This is a genomic window from Sanguibacter gelidistatuariae (assembly GCF_900096585.1).
GTDB classification, from domain to species: domain Bacteria; phylum Actinomycetota; class Actinomycetes; order Actinomycetales; family Cellulomonadaceae; genus Sanguibacter; species Sanguibacter gelidistatuariae.
This window is the reverse complement of record NZ_FMYH01000004.1, coordinates 229,567-246,638: the sequence shown is the minus strand read 5'-3', so window position 1 is coordinate 246,638 and position 17,072 is coordinate 229,567. Positions and strand designations below refer to the sequence as shown.

General features: G+C 69.6%; 13 protein-coding genes. 1 reads left to right on the top strand and 12 read right to left on the bottom strand.

Annotated features, from left to right (window positions below; translation table 11 throughout):
- Positions 1–45: 45 nt before the first annotated feature.
- From BLQ50_RS11045 to BLQ50_RS11030, 4 genes are all read right to left on the bottom strand, one after another.
- The gene (locus tag BLQ50_RS11045; protein WP_093183671.1) at positions 46–1,509 is read right to left on the bottom strand and encodes an NAD(P)/FAD-dependent oxidoreductase; all 1,464 of its coding nucleotides are present in this window, start codon (positions 1,507–1,509) and stop codon (positions 46–48) included.
- A gap of 169 nt (positions 1,510–1,678) precedes the next feature.
- Positions 1,679–2,986, bottom strand: a complete 1,308-nt coding sequence (locus tag BLQ50_RS11040; protein ID WP_093183669.1) for a hypothetical protein — start codon at positions 2,984–2,986, stop codon at positions 1,679–1,681.
- Positions 2,986–3,312 carry a PadR family transcriptional regulator gene (locus BLQ50_RS11035; protein WP_093183823.1) on the bottom strand — a complete coding sequence of 109 codons (327 nt, stop codon included), beginning with the start codon at positions 3,310–3,312 and terminating at the stop codon, positions 2,986–2,988. Before BLQ50_RS11035 ends, BLQ50_RS11040 begins: the two co-directional genes overlap by 1 nt.
- A gap of 256 nt (positions 3,313–3,568) precedes the next feature.
- Positions 3,569–4,648 (bottom strand): Ppx/GppA phosphatase family protein, encoded by a 1,080-nt coding sequence (locus BLQ50_RS11030; protein WP_093183822.1) that lies wholly within the window; start codon positions 4,646–4,648, stop codon positions 3,569–3,571.
- 569 nt (positions 4,649–5,217) lie between these two features.
- Here BLQ50_RS11030 and BLQ50_RS18645 point away from each other — a divergent pair.
- Positions 5,218–5,769: an endonuclease domain-containing protein gene (locus BLQ50_RS18645; protein WP_175559105.1), complete on the top strand. Its 552-nt coding sequence runs from the start codon at positions 5,218–5,220 to the stop codon at positions 5,767–5,769.
- Between the two features lie 231 nt (positions 5,770–6,000).
- Here the strand turns inward: BLQ50_RS18645 and BLQ50_RS11020 are convergent, their stop codons facing one another.
- The 8 genes from BLQ50_RS11020 to BLQ50_RS10985 all read right to left on the bottom strand — a co-directional run bounded on the left by BLQ50_RS11020 (position 6,001) and on the right by BLQ50_RS10985 (position 17,040).
- Entirely contained in the window at positions 6,001–6,522 is a 522-nt protein-coding gene (locus BLQ50_RS11020; protein WP_093183666.1) for a DUF501 domain-containing protein, read from the bottom strand.
- Between the two features lie 126 nt (positions 6,523–6,648).
- The gene (locus BLQ50_RS18345) at positions 6,649–7,323 is read right to left on the bottom strand and encodes an FtsB family cell division protein (RefSeq protein ID WP_139185804.1); all 675 of its coding nucleotides are present in this window, start codon (positions 7,321–7,323) and stop codon (positions 6,649–6,651) included.
- Between the two features lie 131 nt (positions 7,324–7,454).
- Positions 7,455–8,735 (bottom strand): phosphopyruvate hydratase, encoded by a 1,281-nt coding sequence (gene eno, locus BLQ50_RS11010; protein ID WP_093183663.1) that lies wholly within the window; start codon positions 8,733–8,735, stop codon positions 7,455–7,457.
- A 144-nt stretch (positions 8,736–8,879) separates the two neighbouring features.
- Entirely contained in the window at positions 8,880–10,529 is a 1,650-nt protein-coding gene (locus BLQ50_RS11005) for a sugar transferase (RefSeq protein ID WP_175559104.1), read from the bottom strand.
- 276 nt (positions 10,530–10,805) lie between these two features.
- Complete coding sequence (locus BLQ50_RS11000; RefSeq protein ID WP_093183820.1) at positions 10,806–11,552, bottom strand: nucleoside triphosphate pyrophosphohydrolase; 747 nt, start codon at positions 11,550–11,552, stop codon at positions 10,806–10,808.
- Positions 11,553–11,657: 105 nt separating this feature from the next.
- Positions 11,658–13,085, bottom strand: a complete 1,428-nt coding sequence (gene pntB, locus BLQ50_RS10995; protein WP_093183660.1) for a Re/Si-specific NAD(P)(+) transhydrogenase subunit beta — start codon at positions 13,083–13,085, stop codon at positions 11,658–11,660.
- 1 nt (position 13,086) lies between these two features.
- The gene (locus BLQ50_RS10990; protein ID WP_093183659.1) at positions 13,087–14,643 is read right to left on the bottom strand and encodes a Re/Si-specific NAD(P)(+) transhydrogenase subunit alpha; all 1,557 of its coding nucleotides are present in this window, start codon (positions 14,641–14,643) and stop codon (positions 13,087–13,089) included.
- A gap of 312 nt (positions 14,644–14,955) precedes the next feature.
- Positions 14,956–17,040 carry an acyltransferase family protein gene (locus BLQ50_RS10985; protein ID WP_217629153.1) on the bottom strand — a complete coding sequence of 695 codons (2,085 nt, stop codon included), beginning with the start codon at positions 17,038–17,040 and terminating at the stop codon, positions 14,956–14,958.
- Positions 17,041–17,072: the final 32 nt, after the last annotated feature.

The following is a 17,072-nucleotide window of genomic DNA, read 5'->3' as shown; positions in this document are numbered from 1 at the left end:
CCACACCGCGTGCGGTGTGGTCCCGTTGTTGTCGTGAGATCAGGCCTACTTGTCGGCCTTCTCCTCGGCGTCCTTCGCCGCGGGGGCAGCCGGCGCCGCCGGAGCGTCCTTCGGCTTGACCGGGGCGGACACGGCGCGGAACTCAGCGCGCGGGTCGTGGATCGAGCCGAGGGAGACGACCTCGCGGCGCAGCAGCCACGTGCCGACCCAGTTGGTCGTGATGCGGATCTTGCGGCTCGCGGTCGGCATGGCGCTCACGTGGTACATGCGGTGCATGACCCACGCCGGGAAGCCGCGGAGCTTGATCTTGCCGAAGAGGATCGCGACGCCCTTGTGCAGGCCGAGCGAGGCGACGGTGCCGAGGTTCTTGTGCTTGTACTCCTTGACCTCGCCGCTGTGCAGCGTCGAGTACAGGTTGTCTGCGAGCATCTTGGCCTCGCGGATCGCGTGCTGGGCGTTCGGCGGGCAGAACGTCCCCGGGTTGAACAGGTCAGGGACCGCGGCGCAGTCACCGGCGCCCCAGGCATCGGGGACGACGTTGCCGTCGGCGTCGACGACCTGCAGGGTCGCCAGCACCGTGAGCCGGCCCATCCGGTCGAGCGGCAGGTCAGAGGTGCCCAGGACAGGGTTGGCCTTGACGCCGGCGGTCCACACGATCGTGTCGGTGTCGAACTCGACGCCGGTCGAGGTGACGACGTGGCCGTCGACGCACGAGCTGAGGAAGGTGGAGAGGTGGAACTCGATGCCACGCTTCTTCATCTCGTCGAGAGCGTAGTTGGCCATCTCGAGGGTCAGCTCGGGCAGGATCCGGTCCGAGCCCTCGATCATGACGAAACGCACGTCGGACTGGTCGACCCCGGTGAGGTTCTTGACCGCCGCGCGGGCCATGTCCTCGGTCTCGGCCATCGCCTCGATGCCCGCGAAGCCACCACCGATGAAGGTGAACGTCAGCATCCGCTTGCGCAGGTCCGGGTCCCAGGTCGAGCTGGCGAGGTTGATCCGGTTGAGGATCTGGTTGCGCACGGCAACCGCTTCCTCGACGTTCTTGAAGCCGATGGCCTCCTCGGCCAGGCCCGGGATCGGCAGGGTGCGCGCGACGGAGCCGAGGCCGACCACGAGGTGGTCGTAGGTGATCTCGTAGGAGTCGCCCTCTTCGGGGGTGATCTCGATCTTGCGCTCGCCGTGGTTGATGTTGGTGACCTTGCCCTGCAGCGTGTCCACGCGCTTGAGCGCACGGCGGTGCGGGGCGACGACGTCGCGGTCGGCGATCGACCCGGCGGCCACCTCGGGCAGGAATGGCGCATAGGTCATGTACGGGCGCGGGTCGACGACGACGATCGCGGCCTCGCGGCGTCCCATCCGCTTGCGCAGGCGACGTGCGGAATACAGACCGACCGATCCACCGCCGAGCACGACGATGCGTGGGACCTTGCGGGGGCGCGGCGCAGCGGCTGCTGCCGCTGAAGCATTCTGGGCAGGCGGATCCGAAATCAGGTCAGTCTGAGGCATGCCTCAACTATATTCCGGGGTGTCAGATCCGGCGAAGCCTCGGCTGCGTGATCCCGGGCACAGTGACCGACAGAGGCGGCGCCCGCTGCTCGGGCACCGCCTCTGATCTCGCATCCTGGATCTCAAGACGCCGATGTTGCCTGCGTCCTGCCTACGTCTAGCCCTGGGGCTACCCCGCGGGAGGCACGTCCGCGACCCCCGGTGCGAGGGGGTCCGCCGGGTCTGCGGGCGCCGGATCCGCGGGCGCAGTATCGCCTGATGCAGCACTGTCGGACGCACCGTCTCCGGGTGCGACGTCGGTGGCCGGGTCGGTGGGAGCCGTGGGGTCGGTCGGTGCGACCTGCCCCGGGTCCCCGGGCTCGACCGCGGGCGCGCCCTGGTCCTTGGCGATCGGAGCCAGCTGGGCGAAGGGCGGGGGCATGACCGTCGGGCTCACGCCGTCGGGCAGGACCCAGTTCTGGGTCTTGTCGTCCCACTCGCCGTCCTGGTCGTTCCACATGCGCAGCGGGAACGCGTTCCAGATGTCGCGACCATATGAGTCCTGGGCCGCGCTCCAGTACCTGCTCAGCCCCGTGCTCTCGTCCCAGAGACCGCCCTCGCGGTCGACCCGGACCGGGCGCCCCTTGTCGTCGACGATCTGGGCCTGGTCGATGAACTTGCCGTCGGCGTCGTAGACGAAGAGGTTCGTCACGGGCAGGCCACCGAAGTAGACACCGTCGGCGATCGGTTCGGGCCCGCCGTAATTGATGTAGTCGACCTGCGTGCTGTGCGCGACCGCCGTCGCGAGCGTCGGGAAGAGCCCGACTACGGCCACCACGCTCACGGCGGTCAGGACGTGGCGCCCCTTGCCGGCGAGGGTCCACCGGCCCTGGCCGTACTGGACGCTGGCCGCGACGACGCCGAGCAGGAGGAGGATCCCGAAGAGGTTGTTCGGGACGAAGGCCACGTTCTCCGAGCCGGAGACCATCGTGACGAAGATGCTGTACAGCACCCAGCCGCGGGCCACCCACCACACCGGGCGCAGGGCCTCGGCCGTCGCGCGGACGCCCGGCCACCATGGCTGCGCCACGAGGCGCGCGCGGACGTCGATGAGGCGCGTCCGCAGTCGGTGGACGAGTGGCGGCTTGGCCGGCTTCGGGGCCTTGACCAGGCTCGGCGCGGGCAGCCCGGCCGCGGACCGCAGCTCCTCGGCGTAGGCCTTGGGCGGGCCGAAGCGCTCGGCGAGGTTGATGATCGACGTCGTCGCGGCGTCGGGCAGGGACGTGGTGGACGACGGCGTGGTCGCGGCGTCGCGCGTTCCTGCCAGCGGGATCTCGCCGGTGACCGGGCGGGCCTCGGGGTCTTCGAGCGCCTCGATGAGGTCTGCCTCGAGGCCGTCGGTGAGGTCCTCGATCTGCTCGAAGGTCAGGTCAGCGAGGTGCGCACGCACCTGGGCCGCGTAGGCGGCGACATGGTCGGACAAGACGGCGGCGGTCATCACGCTGCTCCCTTCATGAGGAGGGCGCTCATCGCACCCGAGAAGATGTGCCATTCCTTGCGCTGGGTCTCGAGCATCGCTCGGCCCTGGGGGGTGATGCCGTAGTACTTGCGGTGCGGGCCCTCGTCCGAGGGGACGACGTAGCTGCTGAGCACGCCCGCGGAGTACAGACGCCGCAACGTCCCGTAGACCGAGGCGTCACCGACCTCCTCGAGGCCGGCGCTGCGCAGCCTGCGCACGACGTCGTAGCCGTAGCCGTCGGCGTCGTCGAGCACCGCGAGGACCGCGGCGTCGAGCACACCTTTGAGTAGCTGGGTGGTATCCATCTGCCCTCCTGAGCCGAGAAGCGCACGCTCCGTGCGCCGGTGCGCGATGGCCGTCTCGACGTCCCCCTGCGACGTCGCGACCTGCTCACGCACACCACACGGTACTACGCACACCGCACTACCGGTCACAAGGAAGTAGTGCGCGGCGTGTCGTACCTTGCGACGCGTCGTACCGAGGAGACATCCGGTAGACGACCGAGCGCACGGAACCGGATGGTTCCGTGCGCTCGGTCGGTACGCTCCGCGGAGCGGAGCCTCAGGCGAGCGACCACGCGATGCCGTCGAGGATGTCGTGCTCGCTCGTGACCACGGTGGTGAGCTGCCCGCCGGCGGCCGCCACGTCGTCGCGCACCCGGGTGACCACCTCGGACCAGACGAGGGCCCCGGCAGCGATGACGTCGACCCTGCCGGGGTGCATGAAGCCCAGGGCAGCGCGCTCGTCGCGGGTGCGGGTCAGCAGGTCCTCGCAGGCCGCGAGGGTGTCCTCGACGGTCAGGACCGCGCCGTTGATCCTGTTGCGGTCGTACTTCGCAAGGCCGAGCGCGTGCGCCGTCACAGTCGTCACGGACCCGGCCAGCCCGACGAGCGTGCGCGCCTGCCCGAGCGGGACCACCGTGCTCGCCTCGTCGAGGGCGGCCCGGACATCGGCCCGCGCGGCGGCGACCTGCTCGCCGGTGGGCGGGTCGGTGACCAGGTGCCGTTCGGTCATCCGCACGCAGCCGACGTCCATCGACAGGGCCTGCTCGGGGAGAGCCTGACCCAGCACGATCTCGGTCGAGCCGCCGCCGAGGTCGACGACGAGGAACGGGCCGACGTGCTCGCTGCCGAGCACGCTGGTCGCGCCACGGAAGGACAGCGCGGCCTCTTCCTCACCCGAGACCACCTCGGGCTCGACGCCGATCGCGGCCACGACCCCGTCGACGAAGTCCTGGCGGTTCTCCGCGTCCCGGGAGGCCGACGTCGCCACGAAGCGGATGTGCTCGGCGCCCAGGTCACGGCAGATCTGCGCGTAGCGGCCGGTCGCCTCGAGGGTGCGCGCAAGAGCCTCGGGCGCCAGCCGTCCGGTCTTGTCCACGCCTTGGCCCAGCCGCACGACCTCCATGAGCCGCACGACGTCGGTCAGCGTCCCGGCCACCGGGTCGAGGTCGGCGACCAGCAGGCGGATCGAGTTGGTGCCGCAGTCGATCGCCGCGACCCGCTCGCTCCCCGGAGCGACAGGCGGAGCGGCCGCCGGAGCCGCCGGCGCTGAGTTAGGAGCCAGAACTTCCGGCGCGGTCACGGACGAGGCGGTCACGGACGGCACGGTCACGGACGAGGAAGGAGTACCCGAAGTCATGAGCACTAGCCTGCCACCTCCCCCTGACACCCAACCCCAACTCTCCGCCTCCCATCCACCACCACCCTCCCCTCCCCTCCGATAGGTGTCCGATTTCCGCCCCGCTCATCGGCAAAATAGGGCGGGAATCGGACACCTATCGGAGGGGGCGGTCGGTGGGAGGTTGTCCCCAGGGCAGGAAGGCGGCTGTCCGGTCACCGGAGCGGATGCGGAGAGATCTCCGCGCGGAGTCGGCGGGCAGGCTGAATGGTATGACCGCCTTTACAACCCATGCAGCCCTCGCTGCAGGCGTATCCGAGAAGGAGCTCCGAGGGCGCCGTTTCGTTGCCCCGCTCCACGGCGTCCGCATGCGGGCGGACGCACCGGTAGACCCCCTGACACCGTTCCATGCCGTCGCGACGATCCTGCGCGACGGCGTCGCCTTCAGCCATGTCAGCGCTCTGCGGATTTGTGAAATCGAGGCCCCCTGGCCCATGGACCGTGATCGCCGAATCCATGTTGTCGCACCGGACAGAGCGCGACGACCGAAACGGCCTGGCATCGTTGCGCACGGAGGCGGCCCGGCAAGCGTGATGCGGTTCAACGGGCTGCTCGTGACCACACCCGCGCAGACGTGGCTGCACTGCTCGAAGGTCCTTCCCTTCGCCGACCTGGTCGTCCTGGGAGACGCGATGATGCGCCGGAAGAACCCGGCTACATCCCTGCTGACACTGCGTCAGATCACGGAAGCCGCCTTCAAGACCCATGGCGTAATCCAGGCCCGCGCGGCGCTCCCGTACCTACGGCCCGGGACCGATTCATCCATGGAGACACGGACCCGGATGGTCCTCGTCGACGCCGGCCTGCCCTGCCCCGCAGTCAACATCCGTGCCTACGACGAGCACGGAAACTTCCTCGCACTGCCAGACATGAGCTACCCCGACCTGCGGATCGCGATCGAGTACGACGGCGACATCCACCGCACGGACCGAGCCACCTGGCTCCGCGACGTCGAACGTCGCCAGCGACTCGAAGACGCCGGCTGGCGCATTATCACCGTCACGGCGAACGACGTCAGGCACCCCGCTCGCCTCATCGCCCGAGTCCGCACAGCCATCCACACCCGCCAGGCCACAACCTGACCAGTACCGGCCCAGCCCAACCCAACCCAACCCAACCCAGCCCAGCCCAGCCCAGCCCAGCCCAGCCCAGCCCAGCCCAGCCCCCGACCATAGGTGCGCGAATCCCGCCCTGTTTTGCCAAAAGATGGGGCGGAATTCGTGCACCTATCGAAGGAGCGGAGGGTCGGAGCGGAGGGTCGGAGTGGGGCGGTGTGGCGGGAGGGCGGGAACGCGAGCGCGAGTGCAGGTCGGTCAGCAGGTGCAGCGGTCTGGGCGCCAGGAGTCCTTGATGAGGTCCAGGGCCTCGTCGCCGAGGGGGTTGACGCCGGGGCCGGCCGCGAGGGCGTGGCCGACCAGGACGTGCAGGCACTTGACGCGGGTCGGCATGCCGCCGGCGGAGATCCCGTCGATCTCGTCGACGTGGCCGAGGGCCTCGCGCTGGGCGAGGTAGTGCTCGTGCGCCACCTGGTAGGCAGAGGCGAGCTCGGCATCTTCGAGCAGACGCTCTGACATCTCCCGCATGACGCCGTTGGCCTCAAGGGTGCTTGCGGCCGCCACCGCACCCGGGCTGGTCAGGTAGAACGTGGTCGGGAACGGGGTGCCGTCGTCGAGCCGGGGGGCTGTGCGAACGACGAGCGGGCGGCCGCACACGCACCGCGCGGCGATGCCCACGACTCCCCGAGGAAGCCGACCGAGCTGCTCGGCGAGGACCTCGAGGTCGCGGTCGGTCACGGCGCTGGGGTCAGGTACGACGGCGGGAGCCGGGTCAGTCACGGATCTGTTCCAATCATCGGGCGGGCAGGTTCGCTGCCCTATTCTCTCCCGACTCGACCGTGCCCGGCGCGCACCCAGCGAGCACCTGGGGCGGACACGAGGCGCAGCCAGCGGTGTCAACCAGCGTCAGGTCGCGTTGCCGGCGATCTGCACCGACTCCCAGATGGTCGAGTACCACGGCTGGGAGCTTGTGAGCCCGGTCGTCACCGCGCCGTCGGTGATCGGCTCGTGCGCGTCAGCGGCGGGCACCTCGACGACGGAGTCCGGGTCGATCACCCGGTAGGGGGTCTCGCCGGGGAAGACGAAGGTCAGCCGCCCACGCGCCTGGGAGATCACGTACTTGGGGTCTTTCCAGCGGTTCCGCTCGTTCTCCAGATCGGCATTCTTGACCAGGCTCGCGTCGAGCTGGGCGCTGAGCAGCTGGTTGGCGGTGCGCTGCTTCCCGTACTGCAGGGCCGTCGGCATGATGAGGATGAACCCCATGAGGGTGACGAGCAGCAGCACGGCTGCGCGGACCGTGAAGATCCGCATCCATCCGGTCGGACGCAGGGCCGGCGCCGGACGCCGCCCGGACGGCGCACTTCGGATCGATCCCGTGCGCGACGACGACGGGCGGGCGGAGTTGGTTGCTGACGGGTGGGCCCCCGTCCGGGAGCCGCCCGAGCCAGCCGTCTTCCCGGTGGGACGCACCACGGCCGGGGTGTCCCCGGTGCGGGCGCGGTCGCCCGAGCGGCGCGGTGTGGAGCGCGCCGCAGAGCTGCCGGTCGGGCGGGGTGCGGGAGGACGTGAAGCGGGGGGCACCTGGCGATTGTCCCCCTGCACCGACCGCGGGCCGGTGAACGACTCGCCGCCTCCACATCACACACACACGAACGCCCGGCGGACAGAAGTCCGTCGGGCGTCCGCGCGTCAGCTTGCAGCCGACGTGATGGTCAGGCGTTCCAGCGAGGGAATGCGGCAGCACCGGCGTAGCGCGCGGAGTCGCCGAGGCTCTCCTCGATACGCAGCAGCTGGTTGTACTTGTTGATGCGCTCGCCACGGGCGGGAGCACCGGTCTTGATCTGGCCAGCGTTGGTCGCGACGGCGAGGTCGGCGATCGTGGTGTCCTCGGTCTCGCCGGAGCGGTGCGAGATCATCGCGGTGTAGCCAGCGCGCTGCGCGAGCTGCACGGCGTCGAGGGTCTCGGTGAGGGTACCGATCTGGTTGAGCTTGACCAGGAGCGAGTTGGCCGAGCGCTCCTTGATGCCGCGGGCCAGACGCTCGGGGTTGGTGACGAAGAGGTCGTCGCCGACGATCTGGACCTTGTCCCCGACCAGTGCGACGAGCTCGGACCAGGAGCTCCACTCGTCCTCGGACAGCGGGTCCTCGATGGAGACGAGGGGGTAGTCAGCAACAAGCTGCTTGTAGTACTCGACCATCTCGGCCGGGGTCGTCGCCTTGCCCTCGAACTGGTAGGCGCCGTCCTTGAAGAACTCGGTCGCAGCGACGTCGAGCGCGAGGCCCACGTCGACGCCGGGCTTGAAGCCGGCCTTCTCGATCGCGACGAGGATCAGGTCGAGCGCGGCACGGTTGCTCGAGAGGTTCGGGGCGAAGCCACCCTCGTCGCCAAGACCGGTGGACAGGCCCTCGGACTTGAGGACGGACTTGAGGGAGTGGTAGACCTCGGCACCGATGCGCAGGCCCTCGCGGAACGAGGACGCACCGATCGGGGCAACCATGAACTCCTGGATGTCGACGTTGGAGTCAGCGTGCGAGCCACCGTTGAGGATGTTCATCATCGGGACGGGCAGCACGTGGGCGTTGGGGCCACCGACGTAGCGGAAGTACTCCAGGCCTGCGGACTCCGCAGCGGCCTGGGACACGGCGAGGGAGACACCGAGGATCGCGTTGGCGCCGAGCTTGCCCTTGTTGGGGGTTCCATCGAGGTCGATCAGCGTGGCGTCGAGCTCGCGCTGCTCCTCGGCCTCGAGGCCGATGACCTCGGGGGCGATCTCTTCGTTGACGGCGTCAACGGCGTCCTGCACACCCTTGCCCAGGTAGCGGGCCTTGTCTCCGTCGCGGCGCTCGACTGCTTCGAATGCACCCGTGGACGCGCCCGAGGGCACTCCGGCACGGGCGGACGAGCCGTCGTCGAGCACGACCTCGACCTCAACGGTGGGGTTTCCGCGGGAGTCGAGGATCTCGCGTGCGTAAACAACTTCGATGCTGGCCACAGATGCTCCTTCGTGGGACTTTGGGGTTACCACCCAAGAGTAGTCGGAATCGACTGGGTGAGGACAGGGATGTTTGACCTATGGAACGTCAGTGTTCATCTCACCTCGCCCGCCCACGTGCGCCGCACGGACGGCCGCGCTGCGTCAGTACGCGCCCTTGTGGGCCACGATCGCCTTGAAGGTCTTGGCAAGGATGACGAAGTCGCTGAACACCGTCCAGTTCTCGGTGTAGAAGACATCCTTGCGCAGGCCCACCTTCCACTCGAGATCAGAGCGGCCGCTGACCTGCCACAGGCCCGTGATCCCGGGCTTGACGAGCAGCCGGCGCGCTGCGTGCCCGTCGTACTTGGCCACCTCGCCCGGCAGCTGAGGGCGAGGCCCCACGAGGGCCATGTCACCGCGCAGGACGTTGAAGAACTGGGGCAGCTCGTCGATGCTGTACCGACGCATGTACCGGCCGATCGTCGTCACCCGCGGGTCGTCGCGGATCTTGAACAGCGGACCGCCCGCCTCGTTCAGGTCGGCGAGGGAGGCGACCTCGGCATCCGCTCCGGTCCGCATCGACCGGAACTTCAGCATCTGGAACGGCGTGCCGTCGCGGCCGATGCGCTCCTGGCGGTAGAGCACCGAACCCGGGCTGGTGGCCTTGACGACCACGGCGACCAGGGCCAGCGGGACGGCCAGCACGACGACCGCGCCGAGCGCGAGCAGCCAGTCGATGACGGTCTTGGCCAGGTACTTCCCGCCGGAGAACGTCGGTGCGTCGATGTGCACGAGCGACAGCCCCTCGGCCGGGCTCATGAGGACCCGCGGTCCAGCGACGTCGACCAGACCCGGGACGACGATGAGCTCGGTCCCTGTCGTCTCGAGCTCCCACCCGAGGTTGCGCACGACCGTCGAGGTCAGGGAGTCGCAGCCGCCGACTGCGACGCTGCGGGCCCCGGTCTGGCGCACGGCGGCGGGCACGTCGAGCACGTCTCCCAGGACGGGGACCCCCTCGATCAGCGCGCCGAGCTCGCGGTCACCGTCGGGCACGCAGGCACCGACGACGACGTAGCCAGCCTGCGGGTTCGCATGCAGCTCGGTGATGAGATCGAGGACACCCGCGCGCGATCCCGCGACGATCAACGGCGAGAGGCACTCCCCGCTGCTCCGCTGGCCCTGGAGCCACCGGCGAGCGTGAAAACGTCCACCCAGCAGCAGTGCGATGCCGAGCGGGAGCGCGACGGCGACGTACCCGCGGGCGAGGTCGAATCGCAGGAGGTAGGAGACACCTGCGACCACGGCGAAGAACTTCCAGGTGGCCTGGAAGACCTTGTGGTACTCGGTGACGCCGACTCCGACGATGCGGCGGTCGCGGGATCGCTCCATCGACAGCGCGAGGAGCCAGCCGGGGAAGAGCAGGAGGGAGATGAGGACGTATGACGTCGTCGGCTCGACGATGCCGCCGCCGGGGAACCCGAGTGCGAAGCGCACGACGAAGGCCACGGTCAGCGCAAAGGCCACAAGGACCGCGTCTACGACGAAGAGCCGTGTCTGGTGAGCCCGGGACCACGGGGCGACGTCGATCGTGGCAACGTGCCGCATGGTCGTGGCCCGCAGGGAGCGTTGGATCGGGATGGCCCCGCTGTCGGGACTGTTGGAGTCGCTGTGCCGCGCCTTGGACGGGTCGGGCGTCGGGACTGGCTCGATGCGGGGCGTGGGGCCGGAAGCAGGGCCGGCTGGCGTGGTGGGGCGGGACGACGACAGGAGGGAAACGGGTGAGACTGCACCGGCTGCTCGGATCAAGGTCATCGGTCTGCGCAAGGGAATCGATGGCAGTCGCGGCCACAGTGAATGTGTCATCCTCAACCTCGCTCGTGCGCACTCTGGGAGTCGGTCACGAGCGATCGTAGGATCGCCACCCTGGGGGTCCGCTAGGGCTGGGAGCGGAGTTCATTCCAAGATCACCCCGGCGGATCCGAGCGGGTGAAATCCCTAGCCCGACGCCTCACCCCACCTCTCACCCACGCATCGAAAGAGGCCGCTGACCTGCGAGGCCATGGTCAATTACGGCCATTCCCGGGGTGTTCAGCACTCTGCCGGGGCGGCCGCCTCGGCGAGTCGCCGCTCGCTCGCGGCGATGTCCGACTCGACGTGTCGCAGGGCCGCCCTCAGCGCTCCTTCAGCATCGATGCCGTCGGCCAGCGCCCTGCGCACCAGGTCGAGCAGCCCGGCGCCGATCGCCTCCGTACGGCGCGTCTCGTCGAAGACCTCCGCGCCCGCTCCAGATCCGGTGCCCGACGCCGCAGCGAGCCTCGCGTCGTCGGGCACCGGCTCGGCTACCGGAACCAGGCCCGCGCGCTGCGCGCGGACCAAGACCTTCTGGGCCCGCGAGAGCGCGCCGAGGTCGAGCGGGATGCCCTCCAGGACCGACGTGCGCCGCTTCTCCTGCTGCTTGATCGCGTCCCAGCTCGCCCGCAGCCGCTCGTCGTCGACGTAGGTCTCCTCGGCGAAGACGTGCGGGTGCCGCCGGACGAGCTTGCTCGTGAGGTCCCGGGCCACATCGCCGATGTCGAAGGGGTCGTCGGGGTGCTCCTGAGCGACCCGGGCGTTGAAGACCACCTGCAGCAGCAGGTCGCCAAGCTCCTCGCGGATGCCGGGGCGGTCGCCCTGCTCGACGGCCTCGACGAGCTCGTAGGCCTCCTCGAGCGTGTACTTCATGAGCGAGGCGTGGGTCTGCTGGGCATCCCAGGGGCACCCGCCCGGAGAGCGGAGCCGGTCCATCACGTCGATCAGCGCGGCGAGGGCAACAGAGGCGTCGGGTGCGGCAGTCATGGTCACATTCTCTTCCAGGACGTCGTCGTCCAGACACGACGCTGCCGGGTCACCTGGAAGGTGACCCGGCAGCTCGACGCCTCGGCGTGGTCGTGCGGGCGCTGGTCAGCGCCGATCCGCCCCGACCGGCTCGGCCGCCACGAGGGCGCCGACGATGTCCTCGACCCGCTGCTTGGCGTCGCCGAAGAGCATCGCGGTGTTCTCCTTGAAGAACAGCGGGTTCTGCACACCCGCGTAGCCCGTGGCCATCGAGCGCTTGAAGACGATGACCTGCTTCGCCTTCCACACCTCCAGGACCGGCATCCCGGCGATGGGAGAGGTCGGGTCGTCGAGGGCGGCCGGGTTGACCGTGTCGTTGGCACCGATGACAAGCACGACGTCGGTGCTGGCGAGGTCGTCGTTGATCTCGTCCATCTCCAGGACGATGTCGTAGGGCACCTTGGCCTCAGCGAGCAGCACGTTCATGTGACCGGGCAGGCGCCCGGCGACGGGGTGCACGCCGAAGCGCACCTCGATGCCCTGTGCCCGCAGCCGTGAGACGAGGTCGGCGACCGGGTACTGGGCCTTGGCCACGGCCATGCCGTAGCCGGGCGTGATGACGACCGAGCGCGCAGCCATGAGCAGGTCGGCCACCTCGGCGGCCGAGACCTCGCGGTGCTCGCCGTAGTCGGTCGCGTCGCCGCCCGCGGCGGGTGCGCCGTCGTCGGACCCGAAACCGCCGAGGATCACCGAGATGAAGGATCGGTTCATGGCCTTGCACATGATGTAGGACAGGATCGCACCGGAGGAACCGACGAGTGCGCCCACGATGATGAGCAGGTTGTTGCTCAGCATGAACCCGGCCGCGGCCGCGGCCCACCCCGAGTAGGAGTTGAGCATCGAGACGACGACCGGCATGTCGCCCCCGCCGATCGAGGCGACCAGGTGCCAGCCGATCGCCAGGGAGACCACCGCGAGGAGCAGCAGCGGCAGGACCGCCGGGCTCGCCAGGAACCAGGCCATGAGGCCGGCGGTGACCACGAGGCCGGCGAGGTTGAGCAGGTTGCGTCCGGGCAGCTTGAGCGGGGAGGACTTGATGCGCCCCGACAGCTTGAGGTAAGCGACGATCGACCCTGTGAAGGTGATCGCGCCGATGAAGATGCCGAGGAACACCTCGACGAGGTGCACCTTGTCCGCGTGCGTCTCGGTCAGGTAGGAGTTGAAGCCGACGAGCACGGCGGACAGGCCGACGAAGCTGTGCAGCATCGCGATCATCTCTGGCATCTGCGTCATCTCGACGCGGCGCGCCTGCCAGGTGCCCAGGGAGGCACCGATGCCGAAGACGAGCGCGATGAGCAGGGCCGTGACCAGGACGGGCCGCTCAGAATCGTCCAGGCTGAGGGCGATCGTGGCGCCGAGCGCCAGGACCATGCCGGTCATCCCGAAGAGCGCGCCGCGACGGGCGGTGGCCTGCTTGGAGAGCCCGGCGAGGCTGAGGATGAACAGGATGGCCGCGATGACGTACACGGCCTGCGCGAGGGAGGCGAGCGTCATGTCAGGCATCCTTCCGGAACATGGAGATCATCCGGTAGGCCACGAGGAACCCACCGAAGATGTTGATGCTCGCGACGGTTGCCGCGATGAAGGCGAGTGCGGTGACCCACCAGTTGTCGCTGCCGATCTGCAGCAGCGCGCCGACCAGGATGATCCCGGAGATGGCGTTCGTCTGGGCCATGAGTGGGGTGTGCAGGGAGTGGCTCACCTTGGAGATGACGTAGTACCCGACGAACACGGCGAGCACGAAGACGGTGAAGTTCCCTGCGAAGGCGGCGGGTGAGAACGTGATCGCGAGCCCGAGCAGGACCGCGCCGAGGCCGTAGCCGACCAGCTGGCGCTGCCCCTTGCGGTGCGCGGCTTCCTTGTCCTGCTGCGCCTGGACGGCCGGGTCGACGACCGGTACCGCCACGGTCGCGGCGGCCGGGGCGGCCGAGACCTGGACCGGCGGCGGTGGCCAGAGGATCTCACCGGCGAGCGTGACCGTCATCCCGCGCTGGACCACGTCCTCCATGTCGAGGACCACCTGGCCGTCGGCGTTCGGGGTGAGCAGCTTCATGAGGTTGACGATGTTCGTACCGAAGAGCTGCGAGGTGTGCTTGGGCAGCCGGCTCGTGAGGTCGGTGTAGCCGATGATCGTCACGCCGTTGTCGGTGACGATCTTGGAGCCGGGGACCGTGAGCTCGCAGTTGCCGCCGCCCGAGGCGGCGAGGTCGACGATGACGCTGCCGGGCCGCATGGCGGCGACCATCGCCGCGGTGATGGTGCGCGGGGCGGAGCCGCGCACCAGCGCGGTCGTGATGATGATGTCGGCCTTGGCGCTCTCTTCCGCGTACGTGCGGGAGGTGAGGCGCTCCTGCTCGGCGGTCATCTCCTGGGCGTAGCCGTCCGCGGAGACCTCCTGCTGGGCGGCCTGGGCCTGGACGAACTGCGCGCCCATGGACTCGATCTGCTCGCCCGCCTCGGGGCGCACGTCGAAGGCCCGGACCTGGGCGCCGAGGCTTCCGGCGGTCCCGATGGCCGCGAGCCCGGCGACGCCGCCTCCGATGACGAAGACCTTGGCAGGGGCGGTCTTGCCCGCGGCCGTCACCTGTCCGGTGAACATGCCGCCGTAGGACTCTGCGGCCTCGACGACCGCGCGGTAGCCGGCGACGTTGGACATGGTGCTGAGCACGTCGAGGGCCTGCGCGCGGGAGATGCGCGGCACGGCGTCGAGCGCGAGGGCGCTGACGCCCCGCTCGGCGAAGGCGTCCACAAGCTCCGGGTGGGCGGCGGGCGCCATCATCGAGACGATGGTCGCGCCCGGCTGGAGCTGGGCGATCGCGTCGGGTTCGGGGGCGTTGACGCAGGTCACCACGTCACTGCTCCATGCCTCGGCGGCATCGCCGACGGAGGCGCCGGCCTCGCGGTAGGCGGCGTCGGGGAAGCTCGCCTGGGCGCCTGCGCCCGCCTCGATCACGACGTCGTACCCGAGCTTGACGAGCTGGGCCACAGTCGTGGGGGTCGCGGCCACGAGCCGTTCCCCTGCCCGGGTCTCCCGGGGGATGCCGATCCTCATCGAGTCTCCTCGTTCGCTGTTCTTCCAGTGTCCACCCGGGCACCGACAGCCGGGATGGGGTGCTGCGCTCGATCACGGTCTTCTCGATCGACCGTACGGTTTCATGATCGCGTACCCGGAGAGAGGTCCGTCAGGACCAAAGCCCCCAGGAACCGCCCATACCCGGGCCGTGTGGCACACGTCACGCGGGCGCGGAGCGGGATGCCGACCAGGTACGCGAGAGACACCCTCTCACGTCGGGAAGCGCTTTCCAAATGAGCGACGCCGGGGCCTCGTTCGCTCACTGCCTCACTGCCTCACTGCCTCACTGCCTCACTGCCTCACGAGGACAGGCTGGATCGCATCCCACGCTCGCGACTCGAGGGTCCGCGCGTAGGCGGGGGTGATGTGCTGGGCGTCTCGATAGACGAGCACGCTGCCGATGACCGCAGGACAGACCGTCACCGTGCAGAACCACGAGGACGTGTCGACCAGGTCCACGTCGCTCAGGGCCGCCGCCTCGATCTGGTGGTCAACAGGCATCGCGTCGGTCACCACGCGAGCACACACCCCGGGATCGTCCAGATGTTCCAGGACACAGTCGGACGTGGCATCGTCGGGGAGCATGAGCGGGTTGTCTGACAGCACTACGACCGGGAGCCCGGCGTCCGTCAGCTCGGTCCACGCCTCGGCGAACCCGTCCGCCGGGCTCGGTACCCCCGGCGACACGACCCAGTCGACTGCCGAACGCCCTGACGTCACGACCAGGTCGATCGTCGGGTCGGCAAGAAGCGCCTCGGTCGTCGCGTCGTTGGACCGCAAGCACGGCCCGCCGCGAGCCGCGTCGGTCGCCCGCTGCGCGGTCGAGAACGGACAGCTGCTGTGGAAGTACGTGACGATCCGGACGCCCTCGCGCGCGGCGACGGCCTGGAACGTCGGCAGGTACTGCTCGATGTGTGAGTCCCCGACCAGCGCAATGACCGTCTCCGCCCCCTCCGGACCAAAGTGGCACACGGGTGCCCGGTCCGCCGCCATGTCCGACTTGCAGCGCCCGTCCGCGCCGTCTGGGAGCTCCGCGCGCGCACTCTCCGGCGAGGGGACGACGACCGCGTGGCCGGAGGCGAACGTGGAGAATCCGTCCGCGGAGATCGACCCGGCCCCCAGATCTGCGGGCGGATCAGCCAGCAGCGCGGCCGCCGCACGGTCGCGATCGGAGGTACGTGAGTCCGCGACGGCGCGGGGCAGCTGCACCGCGAGCAGGCACACGACTGTGACGGCCGCGGCGGTGACGAGCACCTGGGTCCGGGTGGCCCCTGGCCTCACCCGACGCTGGAGCGGCACCTCGACGACCTTCCGCGTGACCCCCGCCAGTGCCAGCGAGAGCACGAGGACCACCATGCCCTGGGCCAGGCGGCCCCACCCCACCAGGACGAACGGCACGCAGACGACCAACGGCCAGTGCCACAGGTAGAGCGAGTACGACACGTCGCCGAGCCACTGGACTCCCCGGACCGATACCGCGCGCCGCAGTCCCGCGGTGCTCCCGGCACGCGCCGCCCAGATGACCAGGGCGGCACCTACCGTCGGGACGAGGGCAAGGACCCCGGGGAAGCCCTCGATCGGCACGAGCACCATCCCGGCGGCGATGAGGGCGAGCCCCGCCCAGGCTGCGACCCCTCGCAGCAGCGCGCCCGCGGGTCGGCCGAGGCTCAGCGCGAGGACCGCGCCGAGTCCGAGCTCCCAGAACCGGCTGTGGCTGACGAAGTAGGCAGAGGGGTCCCCGCGCGTGGTGAGGAGGACCGACCAGGCGAACGACACGACGGTCGCCGCGACCACGATCACGAGGACGACCCGCCGGACCTGCGCCACCGTCCGAGCGACCCTGCGTGCGGCGAGCAGGAACGCGACCGGCCAGAGGATGTAGAACTGCTCCTCGATCGACAACGACCAGTAGTGCTGAAACGGGCTCGACGCGACGCCCTGCGCCAGGTAGTCCACGGAGTCGCCGGCGAGGACCCAGTTCTGCACGTATAGGAGCGAGGCGGTCCCCTGCCGGGTCAGCTCACCCCAGCGGAGCTCGGGCAGGACCGCAAGACCCAGGAGCGCCGTGACCGCCACGACGAGGGAGGCGGCCGGGAGGATCCGTCGGACGCGCCGGACGTAGAAGGCGCCCAGGTCGAAGCGCCCGGTCCGCGCCCTCTCGCTCATCATGTGGGACGAGATCAGGTACCCCGAGATGACGAAGAAGACGTCGACGCCGATGAAGCCGGCGGGCAAGAGTCCGGGCCACAGGTGGTAGACCACAACACCGGTGACGGCGATCGCGCGCAGCGCCTGGACCTCAGGCAGGAACACCGGTGACGCGCGCGCCTGCGGCGCTCGAGCCGGACGACGCAGGAGCGAAGGCGCTCCAGACACACCAGACACTCGCACCGCCCCCTCAAGCCCCG